Here is a 21,300-nt window from a genome sequence, read left to right as displayed (position 1 = left end):
GACTGCGGTAGGCCTTCTCGAATTCGTCTGGTGTGAGGTAGTCGAGGGTGCTGTGGGAGGCGGCGTTGGTTGAACCAGTCGACCCATCCCATCGTGGCGAACTCGACATCGTCGATGGTCTTGAGCGGGCCGTTCAGGAACGGGCTTCTCTTCGATACTGCCTCGGTCTTGAACAACCCAATTGTGCTCTCGGCCAACGCATTGTCGTACGCATCCCGACACAGCGGATCGATGCCGCAATCCCCTCGCAACGCTGCCACCCGCGACGGCAAGCTCGAGTACCGCACATCAGTGGCGCAATGGAAAGCCGATCTTGCGGCAAGGCGACCCAAGGTAGCCAAACTCGTTGAACACGAACCTCTTCGAGAGTACGTGCAGGAAGTGCTCTCGGGCGTGATCCGCGACGAAAACGGTGAGGTCTGATCATCGGGCTGGGCAGGTCCGCAGTGGGTACGCTTGTCGAACGCACCAGCAGATTCACCACGTTGCTGCATCTGCCACGTAAGGATGGGTACGGGGATGCGCCCCCGGTGAAGAACGGGCCGGCGTTGTCCGGTTACGGATCGGAGTCGGTCCGCGATGCACTCCAGGCTGCGATGACACCGCTGCCGGAGCACCTGCGCAGATCGGTGACCTGGGACCGCGGCGGAGCTTGCACGTCATGCGGAGTTGACCGCAGAAACCGGGATCCGTGTGTACTTCTGCGACCCGTACAGCCCCTGGCCGCGAGGACCGAACGAAAACACCAATGCATTGCTGCGACAATACTTTCCGAAGGGAACCGATCTCGCTCGATACCGTCGAAGTGACGTTCAGGCCGTGACGGATGCACTCAACAACCGCCCGCGCAAAACACATGGGTGGCGAACCCCAGCGGAAGTGCTTGCAGAGCAGATACGCTCGGCTTCACGGCACTGTGTTGCGACGACAGGTTGAATCCGCCCTGACTGCCGGCACCGCTGTGATGGATGAGCCCTGAGCCGACGCGGCGTCCACCGTGATCTCGTCGTCACAACGCCATCTTCAGCGCCGTGGTGACCATCGCTGTGTCTTTGACCGTCGGCACGGCGAGGAGGCCTGCAAAATCCCGACATTCCCGATTATGTCGGTGTTCGACCACTCGCAAACTGACCCGATCGAGTGGCACCCGCAACCCGAAGAGATCACCCAACTCCTCACCGGCGTCGACCCCGCCGACATCTCCGACATCTGCGACCGCGTCGAAGAATGAGTACCGTCCTGCATCTTGCTCTTCGTGGAACTCCTTCTGCGGAGCCGCCGCCTCATTCAGCTGGGCCATAGTCCTGAATTTGCCAGCCCTGGGCGGTTTTCGTCACGACCACCTTCAACAATGTCGGCAGTTCACTCGGTTGTGGATTCTGCACGTTCTGCGTCTTCTGGCTCGCGAAGACCATCACCGTGTATTCTTCGTCGGTGTCACCGGTGTCACCGGTGACGCTGGTGACGCTGGTGGCCAGAACGCGTCCCGACGCCTGCACCTGGGCCTGCTGGATAATCTGGGTCAGCGTCGGCCGAACCTCGTCATACCGCTTGACTAGAGCCTCACCCGCGTCCTCTTTGACTGCCGCGAAAAAGGCGTCGGTGTTCTGGTAGCTGTAGGTCAGGGATCTGGTCGTGTAATCCGAGGCGGCCTTCGCCGCGGCGGCCCGTTGCGCGGCGTCGTTTTCCAATACCGACTTCGCTTCGTCGGCCTCGAGGTAGAGGTAGGCGAACACGCCGGCCAGCACAGCGAGCACCACGATCACGGCCGAAACCACCACGGCACGTGATCGCGGCGATGCTGACCAGCGGTGCCCACCTGGCGAGGGGGGTTCGACGTCGCTGTCTCCAGCCCCAGCCGTGGCTACGGCGGACGCGGCTGGGGCGTTTTCGTCCATCAGTAGATCGCCATCCGGCGTCGCTGCTGCCGCGCTGTCCTCGACCTCAGTGGGCTCGGGGTGCGGTTTCGTTCGGTCGTCATTTGTCATGTGGGACCTTCTGTGTACTTACGGTGACAGTCGCTTGCGGACGGGGCGTCACCGTAGTGGCGGCGACACGGTGACGGGGACCTCGGCGCGACCTGGTCGCGACGCCGGGAAAGTTCGGCCGAGGAGGTCGCCGATCGACCCGAAGTCGACGTATGTGTCGGCAACTTTCTCGGTCGCCGGTTTCACCGCCCGGGTGATCGTCAGCAGATCCGGCTGCAGGATCTGAATATAGCCGTTGAGCTTTTCCACAAGCTTCAACACGGGAGGCCACTTGTCGTACGAGGTGGTTGTGAACCTGATGAACGCCCGTTGAATCCGCGCCAGCCCGTTCACGGCGTCAGGGGTGCGTACAGATGCCGTAGTGAGGACGTCCCCGGCATTGGACAAGAGGCCGAGCAGGAACTCGGCGTTGTCCGCGGTCACCCGGACGGACCCATCTTTGCCGACGAAATCGACTACACGGTGCATCATGTCGCCGATCGTGTCGAGGTCGTCCTGCCGTCCGGCGACGGCCTCGGCGACGGTCTTGTTGATGGACTCGATCGATTCCGGGTCGAGCCCATCTGCCACTGCAGCCAACTTTGGCAACACCTGGGGAACCGATTGCGACACGTGCACCGCGTCCGCGGGCACCACGTCTCCGTTATCGAAGTACCCACCGGTTGCCGTGCCCGCGGGCACGAAGTTGATGTACTGTTCCCCCGCGAGCGACAGATTCTGGATAGACATCTCGCTGTCCTGGGGGATCTTGTGGTCGGAATCGATCGTCATCTCGACCTTAATTGCCGAATCCGCGACGTTGATCGAGGACACCTTTCCGACGGGTACCCCCCGCACCATCACCGGCGATGTGTCCAGCAGACCGCCTGAGCTGTCGATGATGGCGGTTAACGAGTACTCGGAGCGGGTGGGGTTGATGTGTGCCACGCCGACGACGAGGTAGCCGAGCCCTACGACGAACACGACGGCGAGAGCCAGTATCGATATGAGCGTGCTGCTGCGGTTCACGGCATCATTCCGATTGATCTCAACACGGTTATGAAGGATTCGGCGTCACGCCGCGCTAGGTCCCGACCATCGATGGAGATGTCCGAGAGGTTGATGTCGGGCGACCGCACGAATGGAATGAGTTTGTCGCGGATGACGCTCGTTGCCTGCTCCGTGACGGACTTCGAGTAGATGTCGGAGTTGGCGATCGAATCGATCACCGGGGCGATCCCGGCCACTGACTCCTTGATCCGTAAGTACTCCGGATCCACGATCCTGCCCGCGGACACAGCGAAATCACGCAAGTTGGCGATGAGTAACGCGACCTCGATCAGGGAGTAGCCGAGGCCAGAAAAGTTGCGTCCGCCCTTGGTCAGCATCCGGTCGATTCCCGACGGATCGTCCAAGATCACTTTCAGAGTCTGATCAGCCGACCTCAACACTACGTCGAGTTTGTCGGTATTCGAGGAGACCTCCGAGACGGTCTCCAGCGTTGTCTGATACAGGGCGTCGAATTGCTGCGGGTCCTTGGGGAACGTGGTGTTCAATGTCGAGATGGCGGTGTGGATCTTGTCGAGCTCACCGCCGCCGAGGACATTCGCCATTCCGCGCATGACGTCCTCGACATTTGCTGCCGGCTCGGTCCGTGCCAGCGGGATCACCGAACCCGACCGCAGCAAGGCACCCGTCGACGGCTCGGCTGGGGGAAGGATGGCAACGTAGATCTCACCAAGGAGAGTGTCCTGACGTAGCTCGGCTCGCGATTCGCCCGGCAGCTGAGTCGTGTTGTCGATGCGAGCTTTCACGACCGCATGCCCGTTCTCGTACGTGACATCTTCGACGAACCCGACGCTGATTCCCCCCGAGAGAACTTTTGCGAGGGCTGGCAGGTTGAGTGCGCTGGTGAACTCCATCTGGATGTCGTAGCCGTCCGCGTCGGAGGTCGCTATCGTCGGCGGATTGTCGGCGTTGATCCCACACGATGTTACGAAAACTATCGTTGCCATCAGTGCGACTATCGTGGGTCCGAGGCGTGCCCGGTTGACCGAGATCATCAGGCCCCTCCACCCATCATCCCGGCGATCGTCCTTGATGCATCGCTGGACCTGCAGACGCCGTTTGCCACCGGCGCGGCGCAGCCACCGACCAGGCTTCGCAAAGGCAGCGACACTGCGAACGCCTGCACAATTGACTTGGCATCGGGGTGTTTCACGATGAGGTCTGCCGTGCGGGCTGCTACTGCTGCCATCATGTCCGGCTGCTCTCCCATGTCGGCGATGAGCGGAACGGCAGCATCACCGATCGCGAATATCGGGGGACCGAAATCTGTTGCGAGCCGCGAGAGGATCGGTACGAACGTCCCCGCGTACTCGACTGCCGCGCCGAAGGTCTGGCCGAACGCGATGATGACCTCGATGGCACCGACGAAGTTGTCGAAGAGGGCGGTCAGCTCTTTGTCGTTCTCGGTTGCCACCCCCGTCAGTGTTGCGAGGTTCCCGACGATCCTGCGAATCTGTCCATCCCGCTTGGCCGGGTCGTTGATGAGCGTGGCTGAGTCCTTGATGATCCCGGCCACGTCGCCCTGCGTTCCTTCCAGATTGCGGGAGACGAGCTCGAGGGACTGCAAGATCGCGTCGGTGTTCCTGCCGTTGTCCTTGACCAGGTCCTCGGACAAGTTGCTGATCGAGTCGAGCGTCTGACTGATTCCCAGCGGGGTTCTCGTCTTACTCAACGGAATGCACTGATTCGTCTCGTATCGGGCTCCACCGGAGTACGGCTTGGTGAACTCGATTTGACGTTCGGTCACGATGGATGTCGACACCATAGTCGCGCCGACGTCGGCGGGCAGCGGCACGCTCTTGTCGATCCGCATTTCGATCCTTACACCGGACTGATCACTATTCTGTTGCACCCCGACGACGCTGCCTATCTTCTTGCCGAGCATGGCTACTGTGTTGCCTTCGAAGAGGCCCGATGCGTCGGTGAACTCGGCACACAGGGAGCGCGTGTCGTCGGACACCCTCCCCCCTATTTCCACACTAGCGACCACCACAACCACCACGGCGATCAGGAGCAACAGTCTTCGGATCCATGTAGTCAACATTTGTCGTCACCACTCGGAATGCACACACGAACCTCTGGTTCTGTGGTAGTCGACGCACCGACCGGCGCCTGGAGGAGGACGCCGAGGCGCTGAGTGATCTGATCAACCTGGGCCAGGGCATCGGAGTAGCCTGGCAGCTCTGACGACACCTTGTCGAGGAGCGTCTTGTATTGTTGGACAGACGGTTCGATTCCATCGCTGTAAGCCACGAGCGGCCTCGTGAGAAGTTTGAACAGACGACTGAGAAGGTCGAACCCGCCGCGGACGTTCTCGATATCAGGTCCCAGCGTACTGGCAAGGAAGCTGAGTTGACGGAGAAAGTCGACCAGCACCTGCTTTTGATCGGCGAAAGCGTTGACGTATTCATCGGATAGAGCGACCGCTTTGTCGAGCTGACCGTACTGTCGCTCTAAGAGTTCCATCAAACTGCTGGTGTTCCTCAGTGCGTCGGGAATGTTTGTGTTGCCGTCGGAGAACGCATTCTGCAGCAGCGACGCAGTCTGACGGAGATCGACGCCCTTTACATCGCGGAACACCGGCGTCGTCGTCTCGAGCGTGTCCGAAATGTCGTAAGTACTCGATGTCTGAACAAGGGGGATCGCCCCCGACAGCGAGGTCGGTCCTGACCCTGGGTCCAGATCCAGAACTCGCCCGCCGATCGGCGTGATCAGGCGAACCGCTGCGGTGGCATCCGAACGGACTGGCACTGAGTCGTCGAGTCGAAATTCGACTGTGATAAACGTTCCCGCGAGGTCCACCGACGACACCGTTCCCTGTCTTATCCCCGCTATACGCACCTGATCACCCGACTCCAGCCCTCCGGTGTTGACCAGTTGCGCCGAGTACACCTTTTGGCCGGGCGGTGCGATATACACGGTCCCGGCGATTACCAGACCGACCACCACGGTCACCACCACCACAGCGGCGACGATGAGGTCGCGTCTGCGTTCGGACTGGTGATGCGGTCGATTTCGACTGAACAACCTCACTTACACACCACCAATCGTTGCCCCATAAGCGCAATCGTAGCTGTATCCGGCAGGGGCAGAAGGCCTTTCGAACATCGTGCCTCAGTCGGCGTGGAATTCGTCGAAGCGTTCAGCGAGTCCATAAGGGGCTTGAGCAGTACCGCGCCATTCAGTAGCCCCTCCAACTCCCCGGGTTCTCGCGCCAGACGCTGATAGATCGTCGCGAAACTCTGGTCGTACGTTGACTCAAGTTGCTCCCCGGCGATGACAGTTTTCTCCATGGACCGGTTGACCTCGCCTAGCGACTCCCGCAACCGGTCACTCACGCGGCTGAAGGCGTCGACGATCGATCCCAGCTTGTCGACGAGTTCGACCAGCTGCGCCGAGCGGCCTTCGAGTTGGTCGGAGACCTGGCCGAGGCTCGTCACAATATTCGTGATGATCTCAGACCGCTGGTCCCCGTAGGCGGTGATGTTGGCGACCTGCTCCAGAACAGGCGATATACCCCTCCCATCACCTTGAGCAACGCGCAACAAGTTGGACTGCAGTTCATTGATCTCGTCGGCGTTAAGCGTGTCGAACACCGGCTTGAACCCGTTGAACAAGGTGGACACATCAAATGAGGGAACGGTCTTGTCGAGCGCCACCTGTGTAAGCGCCGCCCCCTGTGTCTTTCCCTGTGCCGCACCGATCAATTCGACATATCGCTGTCCGAGAAGATTCTGATACCTCACGGCGGCGGTAGTGCTCGACGTGATCGCGACGTCGTTGTTCAGTTGGAAATGAACGACCGCGGTGGGCCCTTTCAGGTCGATCGCCGTCACATATCCGACCTTGACTCCCGCCAACCGCACACCGTCGCGAGGCTTGAGCCCGGATGCATCGGAGAAGACCGCAGATCGTTCAGAACTCGGTCCGTCCGAGCTGGGTTCGAGGATGGCGATGATCACGTAGGTGAGAACGCCGATGACTGCGGCGAACGCGACGATCTTGACGATGGTGGGAGTTAACGACTTGAGCTTCATCTTCTTGGTCCTCCTGCTGCAAGCGCGCTCTGCAGCGCAGGTGACGTCTGCACTACCAGGGCGACCTGAAGTTGTACTCGCTCGCCGACTTGCGGCGTGGCGTTGTCGATGCTGTCCAGGATCTGCGGGATGGTGTAAATGGTCTGCGCGAGTCCCGATGCCGATCTGGCGACCGGCCTCGCCAGATCGAGGCCGACGTCCAGTAGTGAACTCAACGCCGGGTAGTTTTCGCTCAACAGTCCTCCCAGTCCCCCGAACAGAACCTCGCCGGTGCTGTTGAGGTTGCCTGTGGCCTGTTTGATGGCCTCGTCGGTGGCGAAGAAGTCAGCGACGTCGACGTTTATGAGGATGCCCGGAACGAACGGCGTCATGAAATCGGCTACACCCTGGGACAGGTCTGCTGCGATCGCCAAATCCTGGCCCACTGGACGCTGTTGAACGTCCCGAGTGAGCTGCGCGATCTGGAACATGAGCTTGCCGGCGTCGGCAAACGTTTGGGAATCATCGACGACAAACTTCACCACAGAATTGAACGCCGGCTGATCGAGAGCATCGACCAGCTTCGAGAGTTTTCGAATCAGGGTCGATACCGACGTTTGTTCGGACTGCTGCTTGTTGACATAGACACTGCCGCCATCACCGATTAACTCTCCCCGTCCGGGGTCAACAATCTCCAGTGCCGTTGGCCCCAGCGCGCTGGCGGACGTGTAATTCACGGCCAGGCCCTGACGCAACCGGATGTCGTCGTTAGCTCCGGTGAGCTCGATTTTCACATTTACACTTTGGTCGCGCCCCGACACCGAGGACACCTTGCCCACCGTGAAGCCCCGATACTTCACCTCCGATCCGCCCTTCAGCCCGTCACCAATCGCGTCGGTGGTGATCGTCACTGTCGTGTTGTCTTCATATTTTCCGGTCGCGTTTCCCACCAGAAGATAGCCGGCAACCGTCACGACGACGAGGACACCGATCCCACGCAGGGTCAAATTTGTTATTGATGGCGCGCGCCCTGACGGATCTTTATAAACAGCCACTTCAACCCCTACCCCGAAATCCTGACGCCCGAATCGAAGCCCCACATCAGCAGGGTCAAGATCATGTCCTCCACAACAATGATGATGAGACTGCTACGGATCGCTCGACCAGACGCGCGGCCGACGCCCTCTGCTCCACCGGTGGCGTAGAAACCCTGGTAGCTGTGGACGATGACGACCGATACTACGAAAATGAGGACCTTGATGACCGAGAACACCAGATCCTGCGGTTTGAGGAACGCATTGAAATAGAAATCGTAGGTGCCACCTGACTGGCCGTGTAGAAGGATGACGACCAGCTTGGCCGCGCCGAAACTGAGTATCAGCGTTACGATGTAGAGGGGGATGATGGTAGTGATCGCCGCGACTACACGCGTGCTGACGATGTACGGAATCGGCCGCACCGCCATCGACTCGAGCGCATCGATCTCTTCAGCGATACGCATCGAACCTATTTCCGCAGTGAGGCGACAGCCGGCCTGGGCTGCGAAGCCGATCGCGGCGATCATCGGTGCCAACTCTCGAGTGTTGGCGTATGACGAAATGAATCCCGTAAGAGACCCCATCCCGACCAGGTCTAGCGAGGCGTAGCCCTGGATGCCGATGGACGCCCCGACAGCCATTCCGAGAATCACAAGCACGATCGCGGTACCCCCGCCGACCAGTACAGCGCCTCGTCCCCAGGCAAACTCCTGTATGAATAAAAACGTCTGTCGTCGATAGGTGGTTGCGACGTGCCGAATTCCGGCGACGGTGTCGATGGTAAATGTTGTAATGTGCCCGAGCTGCGCGGGGACCTCAGCGAGGGGCGTCACAGCACGCACGATCGGACGAGTAACCGAAGTATAACGGGTGGATGGTACTGCGGTCACGTGTTCTCCGTCATCCGATGGTCTGCGGGACGAACATGATGGTCAGTTGGGTGATGAACACGTTGATGACGAAGCACGCCACCACCCCTAGGACCACGGTGGCGTTGACAGATGTAGCCACACCTTTAGGGCCATCTTTCGTGGACAGGCCCCGATGACACGCGATTGTCACGACCACGAGACCGAACACCACTGACTTGATCAGCGCTACAAGGATGTCCGCCGATGATGCGAACGATGCGAACGATGCGACGTAGCTCCCCGGCGTGATGCCCTGGACGTTGACGCTAAGGATGTAGCCGGCCACGAGACCGGTAAACACGATGAGCATGCATAACATCGGAGCGACGATGAGAACCGCGACGAATCGAGGTGCGACGAGTCGACGTGTCGAATTTAGTCCGAGCGTCTCCATGGCATCGATTTCTTCACGGACGGTGCGTGCGCCAAGGTCAGAGGCGATGGCCGACCCTGCCGCACCACCGAGCAGGAGCGCGGTGACGATCGGTGCCCCCTGCTGAATGATCCCGAGTCCACCGGCGGCTCCGGCGATAGATGTGGCCCCGACCTGCTGGGTTAGACTTCCGACCTGCACCGAGACGATGACGCCGAAGGGAATCGCGACCAGGATCGCTGGCAACGTCGTTACGGTGATGACGAACCACGTCTGTGTGACAAACTCCCGAAACGGAAACCGTCCGGTGACAATATCGCGCACGGCCCACCGCAGTGCCTGGCCGGCGAGGGCAATCGAATTTCCAAAGGTCACAAGACTGGCTGTCGCTCGACCAGCAATTTCTGTATAGATACCGGTCTCTCCTCTTCTGTCTGCGCAGCTCGTCGCGATAAGGTGTTCACACAGTATCAGGTACGTGCAGTACCTGATACATGGTTTCGGGAACTTCCGTCGGATTAATCAGCTGACAGGTTGGCGTGTCCCCAAGTGAACGGAGCCATCTCGATTTAGAGCCTTGTTGCCCATGAGCTGGGCGGATAGGACGATGGAAAACATGGCTGGACGGAAACGCAACTCTGCCGAGGACATCGTGCGCAAGCTGCGCAGTGCCGACGAACTGACCGCTGCGGGCAAGACGCAGGAGGAGATCGCGGCGGCGCTCGAGGTGTCGGCGGCGACGTTGTACAACTGGCGGCGTCAGTACGGCGGGATGGCCACCGATGCCGCGAAGGAACTCAAAGAGTTGCGCGAGCAGAACGGCAAGCTCAAACGGTTGCTCGCCAAGGCCGAGCTGGAGAAAGATGCACTGCGGGAGGTAGCGAAGGGAAGATTCTGAGCCCAGCCGCCAAGCGCAGCGCTGTCGACATGCTCGTGAACACCATGAGTCTGTCGAAACGACTGGGCGTGCAAAGCTGCTGGGCTTACCCGCTCCACCTACGCACGAACACCGATCGCCGAAACACCCGCGGACCCCGACGCAGCCCTGAGGGCCGCGTTGCGGACGTACGCAGGCTCGCATCCACTGCACGGCTTCCGACGCGACTGGGCGCATCTGAGGCACGACGAGGGGCTTGTCGGTGAACAAGAAGAAGGTGCACCGGCTCTGGAAGGAGGAGGGTCTGCAGGTTCGGATCTACCATCCCCGCAAACGCGCCGGCGTCAGCTAATGACCGCAGATCGAAGCCGATGCCCCGAAAGTGGTGTGGCCTACGGACTTTCAGTTCGATTCGACCGTCGATGGTAAGGCGATCAAGATCGCGTCGATGATCGATGAACACACCCGGCAGTCCCTGTTGAACATTGTGGAGCGGTCGATCACCGCACAGCGGCTTACCGACGAGCTCGACAAGACGTTCGCGCTGTGGGACGCAAGTGCTGCGGATGGACAACGGTCCGGAGTTCATTTCCCATGTGCTGCAACATTTCTGCCGCGACCGTGTCGGTATCTCCTACATCCAGCCGGGGACGCCGTGGAACAACGGACACATCGAATCCGTCAACAATCGACTACGGAGGGCCTCAACCGCAATCACTGGACGAGCTTGCTCGAAGCGAGGGTCGTGATCGAGGACTTCAAAGACCACCACAACCATCGACACCGGCACTCATCACTCGGATACCTCACGCCGTCCTGGGGGTCCCTCCCGCTTGCGGGGGCGTACGCTGCCCGATGCACCCACAACCACCAACCGGTCGAGGGCTGGGAGGTCGCTGAATCAACTACACCGTGGATCTAGAACACGGTGGCCCGACTTATCGGGGACCTGCCAAGGTCGCCTCGTCGAGCGTTGAAAACGTCGGCGAGGTTGCAGATGAGGGTCATCCACCCCGCAGCCCAGTGGCTGGCGTCGTGATCTGGTCGGCCCAAGGATTCGGACACTGGACCCGCTTGGAATAGGGATCTACCGACATGAGTCCAACAAGCATGAGCAGATCGCGTCGATCGTTCAGCACCGAGTTCAAAGACGAACTGTGCCGAGAGGTCATCGACTCTTCCAAGCCGATCAGTGAGGTCGCCAGGGCGTACGGTGTCGGCGACGACAGCTGCAGCACAGTGCGATGCGCCCCGTGTACCGCGCGCCATTGGACGACGGTGGGCATCATCTCGTGATGGCGGACAGCGAGCGTGAAGCAGACTCCAGGGACTCCGCCAGGATCAGCTCGAGTGCAGGCAGTCTGGCAGCCGACACGGCCACCGCAGCTGCGCGTGTTCGTGCATCGAGACCGCGTTGTGTTCCGGCGCGGGCAGTTTCGGTCCAGGCCTGGGCGCAGTGATCGGCGGCCGCCGCGAGGTCTGCGGTAGCGGGATCACCGGTCAGACGTGCAATTTCGGTACAGCCGTCGGCGAGAAGCCGACGAAAGAGCCCGCCTCCGGTTCCGGCCTTTTCGATGAAGATACCGAGACTGAACAGCAGCGTCTCGAGGTCATCGGGCGGAAGGTCGACCCAGCTCTTGACGTCGGTTGCCAGCTGGTCGACCGCGGCCAAACCGTCGGCACCGGCTGCTGGTATGTGGTCGGCTATTCCCGGTGTCGATGGGGCGTGCATGCTGGCGGCGGATCGGGCGAAGGCCGCGGCCGCGGCAGTCGACACGGGCGGCAGTGTCTGCGGCCACGTGATTCGGTACGTGCAGTGACGTGTCGGTTGCGGGAACGAGGTGGAAGATCGCGCCCGAGCCAGCGCGTCGAGCGGGATCTTCTGCACGTCGGCCCGATCGTTGTCGACGACCGAGGCAGTCCCCCCGATCTCGTCGTAGCCGATCACCACGATGTCGTGGCGACTCATCTGCAGTTTCACCCGTAAGTAGGGCAGCTCAGCGATATCGGCCCAGACCAGACTGGGTCGTCCCGCATCGATGTCGTCGCGAACCCATGACCATCCCTCACCGGGATCGTCGGTCGTGAGAACCTCGACTTGTCCGCCGAGCCTGCGCGGTAAGTCGATCTCGAAGTCGGCACCGCGGCCGACCAGGTACATCGGTGGGACCAGGTCGTCCGATCGCAGGTAGGACAAACCGAGATCACCACCCAGTGCGAACACCAACCCCTCGTCGGGTGGTCCGTCCCATCCCAGACCGTGCCAATGGAGAAGGTCTCGCATTGCACCTGACCCGCAGTGCCCTCCCATCCGGTGGGGATAGTTCTCGATCAGAGTCGTGTGGGGCACTGTGGCTGCCTTTCGGGTGGTTGGTCGAGCGCGCGTGTCGGCATGCTCAGCTGTTCTGGATTCTGTCGAGATACGTTCGGCGAGCAGTCATGTCGACGTCCGCGAGGAACACCGAATCTGTGTTCAGGGCCGCACCCAGTCCGGTCGCCAGCCGCCGGGGGACGAATTTCACCGCCGCGACCATTGCGCCTGCGAGACGGGTGACGCGGACGAAGGGGCGTGGATTCTCGATCAGATCTGCTGTCGCGCGGGCGATTTCCTCCGGCTCGGCGTTGCGTAATCCCTTTGCGCCGGCGGTTCCGGCGACGAGTTCGGTGTTGGTTAACGTCGGGCGGACTGTGGACAGTCGAACCCCTGACTTGCGGTACTCCAGTCGTGCGGCCTCTGTGAATCCGATGACTGCGAACTTGGTAGCGCAGTAGGTCGCCAAACCAGGTACCGCGAGCTCGCCGGCCAATGACGCAGTGTTGATGATGTGTCCGGTGCGGCGTGGCAGCATTCGCTGAAGAGCCAGTTTGGTCCCGAAGATGACACCCAGGATGTTGATCTCGACTTGCCTCCGGGTTATTGCATCGTCCTCTTCGTGGGCGTGGCCGGTAGGCATGATGCCCGCGTTGTTGATCAGGATGTCGAGGGGTCCGAGTTCACGTTCGACCAGGTCCAGAAACGTTGTGAACGAGTCAGGTTCGGTGACGTCGAGTCGGGTGACGACCTTCACCCCGAGTTCGGCGGCGGCCTCCTTCGCACGTGCCTCGTCGATGTCGCCGATGGCGACCCGGTGGCCTCGTCGAATCAACTCCTTCGCTGTCTGATAGCCGATGCCTCGAGCTCCACCTGTGATCGCCACGGTCCTGGCGGGGGTGTGAGGTGCGTTGTTTGTCATCTGCTGCGCTCCTTGCATAGATAAGAGACATCGGTAGACGCCGTTCGGGCCGCTCTCGCGGTGGTGGCTGCGCACACGAATGAGGGATATGGGTATCGCGCGGCGTCTCGTGCCCGGGGAGGCGTTCGGATCGGTCGTTCATCGCCCGCAGCCGCAATTCCAGCGGCAGAGCGAGTCTCGTCTGTTCGGTGTAACTTCCGGTGTCGGCCTCAACACGGCCGCGCCGACGAGACAGTCATACGGCACAGCTCTGCCAGCAGGTATCGGCTCACCCGATTCGAAGGTGTCCGAGGTAGTCCGAGTGGTCACGCCGTGGTTGTTCGCGGAGAGAGCTCCGACCGATCGGCAGTCGGCCGCGATACGGGGTTCAAGACGTATGTTCTCACCGCTTGTGTTCATCGAGACTCCCGCGGAAGGTTTCGATCCCCGGGAGTTTCGTCCGGCCGGGTGCGGCCGGTGAAAACATCATCGAGTGGGTGAGCGCCCGTGAAGATCGTGGGGCCGTAGGCGTGCCGAAGCACCGTCAAGATCGCGTTCAAGGGTAGGTCGTCGAAGACTCCTCGTTCGCGGACATACTCCATGTGCTGGGCTCCGTCTGCGGTGAAGGCATGCATGAGAGCATCGCGATCGCCGTCGAATTCCACTGGCGGCACGCCGAAACGAGCGCACAACTCGACATTGAATGCCGGCGTGGCCTTCAACCACCGGCCCTCGATGTAGAGGCGACTGTAGCCGTGGTAGACGAACAGGTCGGTGCCGCCCATCAGCGTGCGCAACGTCTCGGTCTGCAGGTGATTTCGGACGTCGGCGAAGCCGAGCAGTGCTGGGATACCCGCCGCCCGGCACACTGCGGTCAACAGCACCGCCTTCGGGACGCAGTAAGCGCGCCCGGCCTCGAGGACGAAGCTCGCTCGATAGTGGGCCGGATCGTCCGACACGGTGTATGGGTCGTACCAGATTCGGTCGCGGACGGCGGCGAAGAGGCGTCTGGCCTTGTCACGGTCGCTGCTCGCATCTCCGATTGCCGCGGCGGTGAACGCCCGCACGGATTCGTGCTCGATGTCGAGGAAGTCCGTTGCTCCCAGGTATGCGTGTGGTGGCTGCGTAGTATGTGCTCCGGGCGGGCGGTCTGTCATGGTCATCGCTGATGTTCCCTTCTCTGAGCAAACCGGTTGCTGTTGTGTGCACAACGACCGAAGGATCGGTCAGTTGCGCGCGAGTCCGCCGAGCATCAGGTCTTCGCGTTGGACGGGGAGTCGCTGGGCGATCACCCGTTTGCTGTACATGAACTCGCGCGGGCGACCTATGCAGTCGGCGGCAATGAGCTCACCGGCCTGGAGATAGAAGCAACTGAAATCACTGTCGCGGGTGGGGTCACCGCTGAGAACCACTTCGTCGTATCCAGTGTTGAGGCCGGCGATCTGCAGCTTGAAGTGATACTGATCCGACCAGAACCACGGCAACGCTTCGATTTTTCTGGACTTCCCGCAGGCGGTCGACGCAGCGACTTTGGCCTGCTCTCCTGCGCTCGAGACGGACTCCAACCGTAGTCGACGGCCGTAACGGGCCATGTCGTGGCTCGCGCAGTCCCCCGCCGCCATGATGTCGGGGTCGTTGGTCCGAGTGTGATCGTCGATCACGATGCCGTTGTCGATGACAAGACCCGCATCGGCGGCGAGGTCGGTGTTCGGCTCGACGCCGACACCGACGATGACCAGATCTGCGGGGATCGATTCTCCGCTGGCCAAGGTGATTTCACGAACCTCACGGTCCCCGGACAGGCCCTGAACCATCGCGTTCGTTCTGATGTCGACTCCCTGTTCGCGATGTATCCGCTCGAAGAACGTCGATACCTCGGGAGCAGTGACCCGCTCGAGCACACGCCCAGTTGCCTCGAGGACTGTGACCTGTACGCCCAGTGCGCGCAGCGATGCCGCTGTCTCGAGTCCGATGTAGCCGCCTCCGACGATCACCACCCGCTGGCCAGGGCCGGTGGCCATACGGATCCTCTCGACGTCCGCTGCGGTGCGCAGGTAGTAGACCCCGTGGAGATCGGCCCCGGGAACGGTGAGCCGACGAGGGCGGGCTCCCGTGCACAGCGCGAGCTTGTCGTAGGCCAGCTTCTCCCCGGTGTCGAGAACGACGTTGCCTTCCGACCGAACGATGGTCTCCACCTGCGCGTTCAGGAGCTGAATACCTTGCTTGGAGTAGAAGTCCGTGCTGCGAATGGCGATATCGTCGAGTACGCATTTGCCCGCCAGGTATGCCTTCGACAGCGGGGGGCGTTGATAGGGAGCGGCAGACTCGTTACCGATGAGGACGATGTCGCCTGTCCAACCTTCTTGGCGCAAACTAGCTGCCAGTTGTGCCCCAGCATGGCTTGCGCCGACGATGATCGCCCGTTGCGATGTCATGCGCTGGAAGTAGGCGTCAGGCGCACCATCATCTTGCTGATGCCCCGCACGAAATTCGACTGAACATACTCGGGGTCGCCGACGACCTCGATGTTCTCGAAGCGGGGAAGCAACTCCTCCCACAGAATCCGCAGCTGCATTTCGGCCAGCCGATTGCCCATACACCGGTGCACACCGAATCCGAACGCGATGTGATTGCGCGCATTGGCACGATCGATGATGAAATCATCAGGATTCTCGAAAACGCGTTCGTCGCGGTTACCCGAGGCATACCACATCACCAATTTGTCACCCTTGCGGATGAATTGTCCGTTCAGAACGGTGTCGGCTTTGGCGATTCGGCGCATGTACGCCAAGGGTGTTTGCCATCGGATGATTTCCGAGTTCATGTTGGGGATCAAATCGGGATTGGCCTTCAATTTCTCGAACTGGTCGGGGAATTGGTTCAACGCAAGAACGCCACCGCTCATCGAGTTTCGCGTGGTGTCGTTGCCACCGACGATCAGCAGGACGAGGTTGCCCAGAAATTCCATCGGACGATCGATCAGATCCTTGGTGTCCTCGTTGCTCTGCAACATGGTGATCAGATCGAAACCGGACTCTTCCCCTGCAGACCTCCTGGCTGCTTTGTCATGCCAGAGAGCGCTGAGGCCACGGGCCATGTCACGCATGCCTTCGAACACCTCGTCGTTGTCCGAGGGCCCACCGTTGGCTTGCTCCATCGAGGTTGCCAAATCGGACCAGTAGACGAGTTTGCGGCGTTGTTCGTAGGGGAAATCCAGAAGAGTTGCGAGCATCCGAGCTGTCAACTCGATCGAGACATTCTGCACCCAGTCGAACGGCTCGTTCAAGGGGAGGTCGTCCAATACCTCCCGTACGCGCGATCGGATCAGTCCCTCCATCTCCCGGAGGTTCTTCGGTGCGACAACCCCCTGGACGGCAGCGCGCTGCTTGTCGTGGCGTGGTGGGTCCATCGCGATGAACATCTCGATATCGAGAAACCGGGGCGGAACGCCGATGACGATGAACGGTTCGGCCGAGAACACAGCGTGATTCTTGTCGACGGCCACGATATCGGCATGGCGCGTGACCGACCAGAACGGGCCGAACGGACTATTGGGTTGGTAGTGCACCGGTGCCTCGTTCCGCACGCGCTCGAAGTACGACTGCCACCGCCCTTGTCTGTAAAGAAAGGGGTTACTGAGGTCGATGTCGGCGAGCTCGACATCCTCGACCGGTGGGATGGGACTTTCGACGAAGATCTTCTTGCCATTCGTGCCAGTCACCCACCGTCGGGTCTTGTCGTACAAATGAGCGCCCTGGATCTGCAGCCCTATCGGGATGGTCGACTGGACCTTGTCGGCGATCGACTCAGAAACTTTCATGCTGTCGTGCCTGCCTTTCGCACATCACAATTGGAATTCAGGTGTTCGAACGATCAGGCCATCCCACGCTTCCGAGGCCACCATCTGGCACGACAACCGAGACGTGGGTTCACGCTCGGGGTTCATCGCCAGCATCTCCTCCTCGTCGGCGCCGGACAGACCCACCTCTCCTGACCACTGCGGGTCGACGATCACATGGCAGGTGCCACAGGCCGTTTCGCCCCCACAGTCTCCATCGATCCCCGGCACAGCATTGTCGGTTGCAATCTGCATCAGCGAGCGACCTTCGACCAGAGCCGCCTCGTGCTTCTCACCATCGTGGGCGACGAAAATTACAGCTGCCATGTCAACTCCTCGTTTTCCGGCGTGATTGACGAAAGTGTCGTCGCAAACGCGGGTGACGGCTATGTTCGGTGGAGTCATAAACTTGTGAATTCGGGTCAAAGGGGTCACCGTGAAGCTGAGCGACGAGGGCGTGCCACCGCTTGCGTTCGTTCAGTTGCTCGAACGCCGCGCACTCGACCCTGACGCCGCCGCGCGGCTTCGTGTGATCATGCACCGCGAAGGAACCAGTGAAGCGACGCTCATTCAGCATGACGTTCAGGCACCGATACGGTGGTTTCGGGAGGTCTATCCCGAACTCGATATCGCCCAGGCCACTCGACTCGGATTTGCGTTTGCCGAGCAGGCCCAGTTGACATCGTTCGGGCCTCTGAGTTCACCTTTGATCAGCGCTGGTTCGGTCGCCGAGATCGTCGATCTCCTGACATACCTACCATTGATCTCCACGGCGTTGAAGTCGCAGTTCCACACCGGCGACTACGGTCTGATCGTCGGGCTCACTGCGCACACAGGCGATTCCGCACTGGACTGCTTGGTCATCACCTACGGTGGGTCGGCGTTACTACGACTGCTGGACATGCTCGCCGGTGACATATCGCCGGTGACACTCCATCTGAGCTGGCCGGAGCCGGCCGAGGTGAGCCACGACGAAGGTCCGGGGGCGAATCGCCGGTTCTTCGACGCTCCGATTTCCTTCATCCACGTACCCGAGGAGACCCTCAACAAGGCTTGTCGCTTCTCGGACCCCCTCGCATATCGTCTCGCTATCGCTGATCTGCAGCGAACACTCGCCCAGCGGAGTGGGTCCATGTCATCCGCCGAGAAGGTGAGGCAACAGTTGGAAAAGGACCTCGGACAGCGAACCAACCATGATGTTGCACAAGCATTGTCGATGTCGAGTAGCACGTTGAAACGGCGGCTTGCCGAAGAAGGAACCACCTATAGCAAGGTGCGCCACTCGCTGCTGTACGAGCGCGCGATGCTACGGCTCCTCGACCGATCGGTTTCGGTCAGCGAGATCGCTACCGAACTCGGATACAGCGACCTCGCCAACTTCTCTCACGCCTTCAAACGCTGGACCGGACGCTCTCCGAAAGATTTCCGAAATCCCCGACTCTCAGACGACCCGGTTTCGACGTAGACCCCGCAGAACGGGGTCGAGATCGATGCCTCCGTTCGTCCGCAACCTGATCGATCTTCGTCTCGGAGATGACGGAGACGTCGCCGCCTCCGTGCCATGAGAAGAAGAGTGTGTGCAAACCGGAGTACCAACCACTAGTCACTCGACGGTGTCGGTCGGCACGCGTGTGGTCTCCGATGCGAGAAAGTCGACGAGTGCTTCCAACAGGCTGTCCGCGCGGGTTTCGACATCGGCCAGGACAGAGTCCAGGTCATCGAGAAGACCGTGGGCGTGTCTACGCGCAAGCGTTCCGCGTTCGTAGTAGCCGGGGTCGAGCACGACCCGCGGTACTGGATCCGGTGCAGTGCTCTGCTCCGGCTGTTGTGACCGCGCAGTGGGCTGCAGGTGGGTGGGTGCCCTTCCGTCCCAGTGCATTCGCACGATGCCCGCTACCGCGCGGGCGGTCAGCGGGGTCGCAGCCAACGGGGTGTGGCCCCACCGGTCGATCGCAGTCGACAGCGGATGTTGACCGGCCGGGTCGAAATACCGGTCGTATCCGCCGAGCCCGGTGCCGTCCACGGCATCGAAAGCGTCGGCGAGCATTCGGGTGCTCGGATACCGGGCCTGATGGCCGAGCACCTCACACCAGCGCTGGTACACCGTGCGCGGAGAAATGCCCGTCCCCGCCAGCGCGAGGGAGGTGAGGGTATGAACGCCGCGGCCTGTCTCGATGCGAAGGGCGTCGAGACCCGCATCGGCGGTGACATCGCATGCCCGCAGGGCCGCGATCTGCGTGTACGGCAGACCTGTCGTAGCGAGCGTGAGGATCAGCGCGTCTCTGCGCGCGAACAACGCTGACGGCCAACCGTATTCGGGGAGTCGGGCGATGATTCCGCCGATCACGGCTGCCACCTCCTGCAGGCGCGACGTGCGGGCCCCATCCAGCGCAGCCCGGACGGTCTCAGCGCGCCCTGGAGGAGGTAATAGATGCCGATGATGAGCGGAGTCGATCACCGCGATCCGGCGGCGTTGGGTCGTCGGCGCGGCGGGGTGCGCATACAGGAACCGAGCAAGTGACTCAGGAGAGGCCGCCAATGGGGGTTCGCCATGGGCGGTGCACCAGTCCTCGAACAGTGACCACGTGTGCCGATCCCGCCTCGGTATCGACGTGTTCGTGATGTCCGATGCACGTATCGGACAAGGGCGGTCGTCGTGGTCAGCATCTACCCCTGTCGTCCCGTCGCCGCTCACTGGTTCGGTCGGGTGCCTGGTCATAGGCCGAGCTCGGTGACGGCGTTGCCGACCAGTGGCGCATTCTCGTGAGCGTATGTTTCGACCATTGCGGGTGTGGTGTGCCCGGTTTGGCGCATGATCGCATGCGCGTCGGCACCGTTGCGGAAGGCCTGCGTGACGAAGCCGGAACGGAGGGAATGCCCGCCGAGCTGGGCGACGGTGTCGGGGCCGTATCCAGCTCGAGTAGCGCGGCGGCGGATCGCCGCGTGCACCGCGGCTCCGGACAGGGCTGTGTCGGAGAGGTTGCCGTTCTTGCGGACGGACCGAAACAGAGGGGACCGTTTCTCGACTACAGGAAGGGTGCCGCGGCAGATATGGGAGTCGAATTCCACTGCGCGGGAGAGTATTCGGATGACAGCAACTCTGCCGCCGGTGTCGAACGCTGCGACGATCTGCAGCCATCGCACCCACGCGCAGACCGGACATGACTCGTGGCGGTCGGTGAACGGGAGTGCTTTCACGGTTCCGGTGCCGTCCTGGTCGGTCTTCGATTTGCGGATACGTACGTGCGCGCCGTCGAGGCGGTCGCGGTGGACATCGCGGCATTCGAGCGCTACGAGTTCGCTGCGGCGGAATGCGCCGGTGTAGCCCATCAGCAGTAGCGCGGTGTCGCGGCGTTCGAGGACCTCCGACGCCCAGCCCGCTGCAGTGCGTCGGGCGTGGTCGACGATCGTAGTGATGTCAGCGGTGAGGAGCGGGGCACGGGGTCTGCGGGGCCGCTCCCCCGCAGACGCGTAATCCCGCCGGATACCCGAGAGAGTGGCGCGGACCATCTCGTGCCCGCACGGGTTGTCGTGGCCGGTAGCGCGGTGGCGGTCCGCGACCGCCGCGATCCATTTGTCGAACGTCGACGGCGCATACGCCCGCGTCCCGTCGACGGTGAGCGTATCGGCGGCGCCGACGAGGTACGCCGCCACCGTTGCGGGATGCGCCGGCAAAGCCTGGTGCCCGAGGACGATGCACCAGTTCTCGAATCGACTCCACGCCGAGGCATAGGCACGGCGTGTTCCGGCCGAACGAGAAGCTGCGATCGACTGTTCTATCCGAGCGGCGACCTCGACCGGTAGGTCCGGGAACACTGCCACACCACCCACCGAGACGAGTGAATCCGCGTCCCCGACCTCACCGAGCTGCCGTTCTGCCATGACAAGCACTGTAGCGAGCACCTCCGACAGACTTCTCGAGCCGAAAACACGCTGAGCAGGCCTTTTCGCGATCATGGTGCGGGAAGGAAAATTCTCGTGGGTCACCGCACACAAACCGT

At 61.3% G+C, this 21,300-nt stretch carries 19 protein-coding genes and 4 pseudogenes; 4 read left to right on the top strand and 19 right to left on the bottom strand.

Features of this window, described 5'->3' with window-relative positions:
* Positions 1 to 7 precede the first annotated feature (7 nt).
* Positions 8 to 215: pseudogene (locus tag M1L53_RS34470) on the bottom strand (integrase core domain-containing protein); the annotation flags it as partial.
* A gap of 31 nt (positions 216 to 246) precedes the next feature.
* On the opposite strand from M1L53_RS34470, the pseudogene M1L53_RS34465 reads away from it, so the two are divergent.
* Positions 247 to 936: pseudogene (locus M1L53_RS34465) on the top strand (IS30 family transposase); the annotation flags it as partial.
* Between the two features lie 73 nt (positions 937 to 1,009).
* Here M1L53_RS34465 and M1L53_RS34460 read toward each other — a convergent pair.
* The 10 genes from M1L53_RS34460 to M1L53_RS34415 form a co-directional block, all read right to left on the bottom strand.
* Positions 1,010 to 1,300: a hypothetical protein gene (locus M1L53_RS34460; RefSeq protein ID WP_032370852.1), complete on the bottom strand. Its 291-nt coding sequence runs from the start codon at positions 1,298 to 1,300 to the stop codon at positions 1,010 to 1,012.
* Positions 1,284 to 1,778, bottom strand: coding sequence for a hypothetical protein (locus M1L53_RS34455; RefSeq protein WP_238704807.1), 495 nt, complete (start codon positions 1,776 to 1,778; stop codon positions 1,284 to 1,286). The genes M1L53_RS34460 and M1L53_RS34455 overlap by 17 nt, the downstream gene beginning before the upstream one ends.
* 258 nt (positions 1,779 to 2,036) lie before the next feature.
* The gene (locus tag M1L53_RS34450; RefSeq protein WP_230593002.1) at positions 2,037 to 2,996 is read right to left on the bottom strand and encodes an MlaD family protein; all 960 of its coding nucleotides are present in this window, start codon (positions 2,994 to 2,996) and stop codon (positions 2,037 to 2,039) included.
* The gene (locus M1L53_RS34445; protein WP_118606234.1) at positions 2,993 to 4,030 is read right to left on the bottom strand and encodes an MlaD family protein; all 1,038 of its coding nucleotides are present in this window, start codon (positions 4,028 to 4,030) and stop codon (positions 2,993 to 2,995) included. Before M1L53_RS34445 ends, M1L53_RS34450 begins: the two co-directional genes overlap by 4 nt.
* The gene (locus M1L53_RS34440; protein ID WP_118606237.1) at positions 4,030 to 5,079 is read right to left on the bottom strand and encodes an MlaD family protein; all 1,050 of its coding nucleotides are present in this window, start codon (positions 5,077 to 5,079) and stop codon (positions 4,030 to 4,032) included. The genes M1L53_RS34445 and M1L53_RS34440 overlap by 1 nt, the downstream gene beginning before the upstream one ends.
* Entirely contained in the window at positions 5,073 to 6,068 is a 996-nt protein-coding gene (locus tag M1L53_RS34435) for an MlaD family protein (protein ID WP_032370848.1), read from the bottom strand. Before M1L53_RS34435 ends, M1L53_RS34440 begins: the two co-directional genes overlap by 7 nt.
* Complete coding sequence (locus M1L53_RS34430) at positions 6,065 to 7,072, bottom strand: MlaD family protein (protein WP_118606239.1); 1,008 nt, start codon at positions 7,070 to 7,072, stop codon at positions 6,065 to 6,067. Before M1L53_RS34430 ends, M1L53_RS34435 begins: the two co-directional genes overlap by 4 nt.
* Positions 7,069 to 8,106 carry an MlaD family protein gene (locus M1L53_RS34425; RefSeq protein WP_118606241.1) on the bottom strand — a complete coding sequence of 346 codons (1,038 nt, stop codon included), beginning with the start codon at positions 8,104 to 8,106 and terminating at the stop codon, positions 7,069 to 7,071. The genes M1L53_RS34430 and M1L53_RS34425 overlap by 4 nt, the downstream gene beginning before the upstream one ends.
* An 8-nt stretch (positions 8,107 to 8,114) precedes the next feature.
* Positions 8,115 to 8,978: an ABC transporter permease gene (locus M1L53_RS34420; protein WP_118606243.1), complete on the bottom strand. Its 864-nt coding sequence runs from the start codon at positions 8,976 to 8,978 to the stop codon at positions 8,115 to 8,117.
* Positions 8,979 to 8,988: 10 nt separating this feature from the next.
* Positions 8,989 to 9,747 (bottom strand): ABC transporter permease, encoded by a 759-nt coding sequence (locus M1L53_RS34415; RefSeq protein ID WP_181881569.1) that lies wholly within the window; start codon positions 9,745 to 9,747, stop codon positions 8,989 to 8,991.
* Positions 9,748 to 9,988: 241 nt separating this feature from the next.
* Here M1L53_RS34415 and M1L53_RS34410 point away from each other — a divergent pair.
* Together M1L53_RS34410 and M1L53_RS34405 are read left to right on the top strand one after the other, a co-directional pair.
* Positions 9,989 to 11,171, top strand: a pseudogene (locus tag M1L53_RS34410) (IS3 family transposase).
* A gap of 188 nt (positions 11,172 to 11,359) precedes the next feature.
* Positions 11,360 to 11,479, top strand: a pseudogene (locus M1L53_RS34405) (transposase); the annotation flags it as partial.
* A 55-nt stretch (positions 11,480 to 11,534) separates the two neighbouring features.
* Here M1L53_RS34405 and M1L53_RS34400 read toward each other — a convergent pair.
* From M1L53_RS34400 to M1L53_RS34375, 6 genes are all read right to left on the bottom strand, one after another.
* Positions 11,535 to 12,599 (bottom strand): BtrH N-terminal domain-containing protein, encoded by a 1,065-nt coding sequence (locus M1L53_RS34400; protein ID WP_142006811.1) that lies wholly within the window; start codon positions 12,597 to 12,599, stop codon positions 11,535 to 11,537.
* Between the two features lie 46 nt (positions 12,600 to 12,645).
* Positions 12,646 to 13,482, bottom strand: coding sequence for an SDR family oxidoreductase (locus M1L53_RS34395; RefSeq protein ID WP_142006809.1), 837 nt, complete (start codon positions 13,480 to 13,482; stop codon positions 12,646 to 12,648).
* A 395-nt stretch (positions 13,483 to 13,877) separates the two neighbouring features.
* Complete coding sequence (locus M1L53_RS34390; RefSeq protein ID WP_032370982.1) at positions 13,878 to 14,618, bottom strand: transglutaminase family protein; 741 nt, start codon at positions 14,616 to 14,618, stop codon at positions 13,878 to 13,880.
* A gap of 69 nt (positions 14,619 to 14,687) precedes the next feature.
* Complete coding sequence (locus M1L53_RS34385) at positions 14,688 to 15,896, bottom strand: NAD(P)/FAD-dependent oxidoreductase (RefSeq protein WP_032370840.1); 1,209 nt, start codon at positions 15,894 to 15,896, stop codon at positions 14,688 to 14,690.
* Entirely contained in the window at positions 15,893 to 17,281 is a 1,389-nt protein-coding gene (locus M1L53_RS34380) for a cytochrome P450 (RefSeq protein WP_094643793.1), read from the bottom strand. The genes M1L53_RS34385 and M1L53_RS34380 overlap by 4 nt, the downstream gene beginning before the upstream one ends.
* 24 nt (positions 17,282 to 17,305) lie before the next feature.
* Positions 17,306 to 17,626 carry a 2Fe-2S iron-sulfur cluster-binding protein gene (locus M1L53_RS34375; protein ID WP_024793405.1) on the bottom strand — a complete coding sequence of 107 codons (321 nt, stop codon included), beginning with the start codon at positions 17,624 to 17,626 and terminating at the stop codon, positions 17,306 to 17,308.
* A gap of 109 nt (positions 17,627 to 17,735) precedes the next feature.
* Between M1L53_RS34375 and M1L53_RS34370 the strand changes: the two genes are divergently transcribed.
* Complete coding sequence (locus tag M1L53_RS34370) at positions 17,736 to 18,764, top strand: AraC family transcriptional regulator (RefSeq protein ID WP_118606494.1); 1,029 nt, start codon at positions 17,736 to 17,738, stop codon at positions 18,762 to 18,764.
* Positions 18,765 to 18,902: 138 nt separating this feature from the next.
* Here M1L53_RS34370 and M1L53_RS34365 read toward each other — a convergent pair whose 3' ends face one another.
* Both M1L53_RS34365 and M1L53_RS34360 read right to left on the bottom strand, forming a co-directional pair.
* Positions 18,903 to 19,646 carry a recombinase gene (locus M1L53_RS34365; RefSeq protein ID WP_238704818.1) on the bottom strand — a complete coding sequence of 248 codons (744 nt, stop codon included), beginning with the start codon at positions 19,644 to 19,646 and terminating at the stop codon, positions 18,903 to 18,905.
* Between the two features lie 368 nt (positions 19,647 to 20,014).
* The gene (locus M1L53_RS34360; RefSeq protein WP_024793402.1) at positions 20,015 to 21,181 is read right to left on the bottom strand and encodes a site-specific integrase; all 1,167 of its coding nucleotides are present in this window, start codon (positions 21,179 to 21,181) and stop codon (positions 20,015 to 20,017) included.
* Positions 21,182 to 21,300 lie beyond the last annotated feature (119 nt).

It is taken from the genome of Rhodococcus sp. T9N (assembly GCF_024436645.1).
Classification (GTDB): Bacteria; Actinomycetota; Actinomycetes; order Mycobacteriales; family Mycobacteriaceae; genus Rhodococcus_F; species Rhodococcus_F qingshengii.
Note: the sequence above shows the minus strand (reverse complement) of the source record. Positions and strands in the feature narration are given on the sequence as shown.

Excerpts from the sequence above, each read along its gene's own strand:
- M1L53_RS34440 (WP_118606237.1), bottom strand. The coding sequence starts at position 5,079 with ATGTTGACTACATGGATCCGAAGACTGTTGCTCCTGATCGCCGTGGTG.
- M1L53_RS34445 (WP_118606234.1), bottom strand. The coding sequence starts at position 4,030 with ATGATCTCGGTCAACCGGGCACGCCTCGGACCCACGATAGTCGCACTG.
- M1L53_RS34375 (WP_024793405.1), bottom strand. The coding sequence starts at position 17,626 with ATGGCAGCTGTAATTTTCGTCGCCCACGATGGTGAGAAGCACGAGGCG.
- M1L53_RS34430 (WP_118606239.1), bottom strand. The coding sequence starts at position 7,072 with ATGAAGCTCAAGTCGTTAACTCCCACCATCGTCAAGATCGTCGCGTTC.
- M1L53_RS34385 (WP_032370840.1), bottom strand. The coding sequence starts at position 15,896 with ATGACATCGCAACGGGCGATCATCGTCGGCGCAAGCCATGCTGGGGCA.
- M1L53_RS34380 (WP_094643793.1), bottom strand. The coding sequence starts at position 17,281 with ATGAAAGTTTCTGAGTCGATCGCCGACAAGGTCCAGTCGACCATCCCG.
- M1L53_RS34460 (WP_032370852.1), bottom strand. The coding sequence starts at position 1,300 with ATGGCCCAGCTGAATGAGGCGGCGGCTCCGCAGAAGGAGTTCCACGAA.
- M1L53_RS34395 (WP_142006809.1), bottom strand. The coding sequence starts at position 13,482 with ATGACAAACAACGCACCTCACACCCCCGCCAGGACCGTGGCGATCACA.
- M1L53_RS34360 (WP_024793402.1), bottom strand. The coding sequence starts at position 21,181 with ATGGCAGAACGGCAGCTCGGTGAGGTCGGGGACGCGGATTCACTCGTC.
- M1L53_RS34390 (WP_032370982.1), bottom strand. The coding sequence starts at position 14,618 with ATGACAGACCGCCCGCCCGGAGCACATACTACGCAGCCACCACACGCA.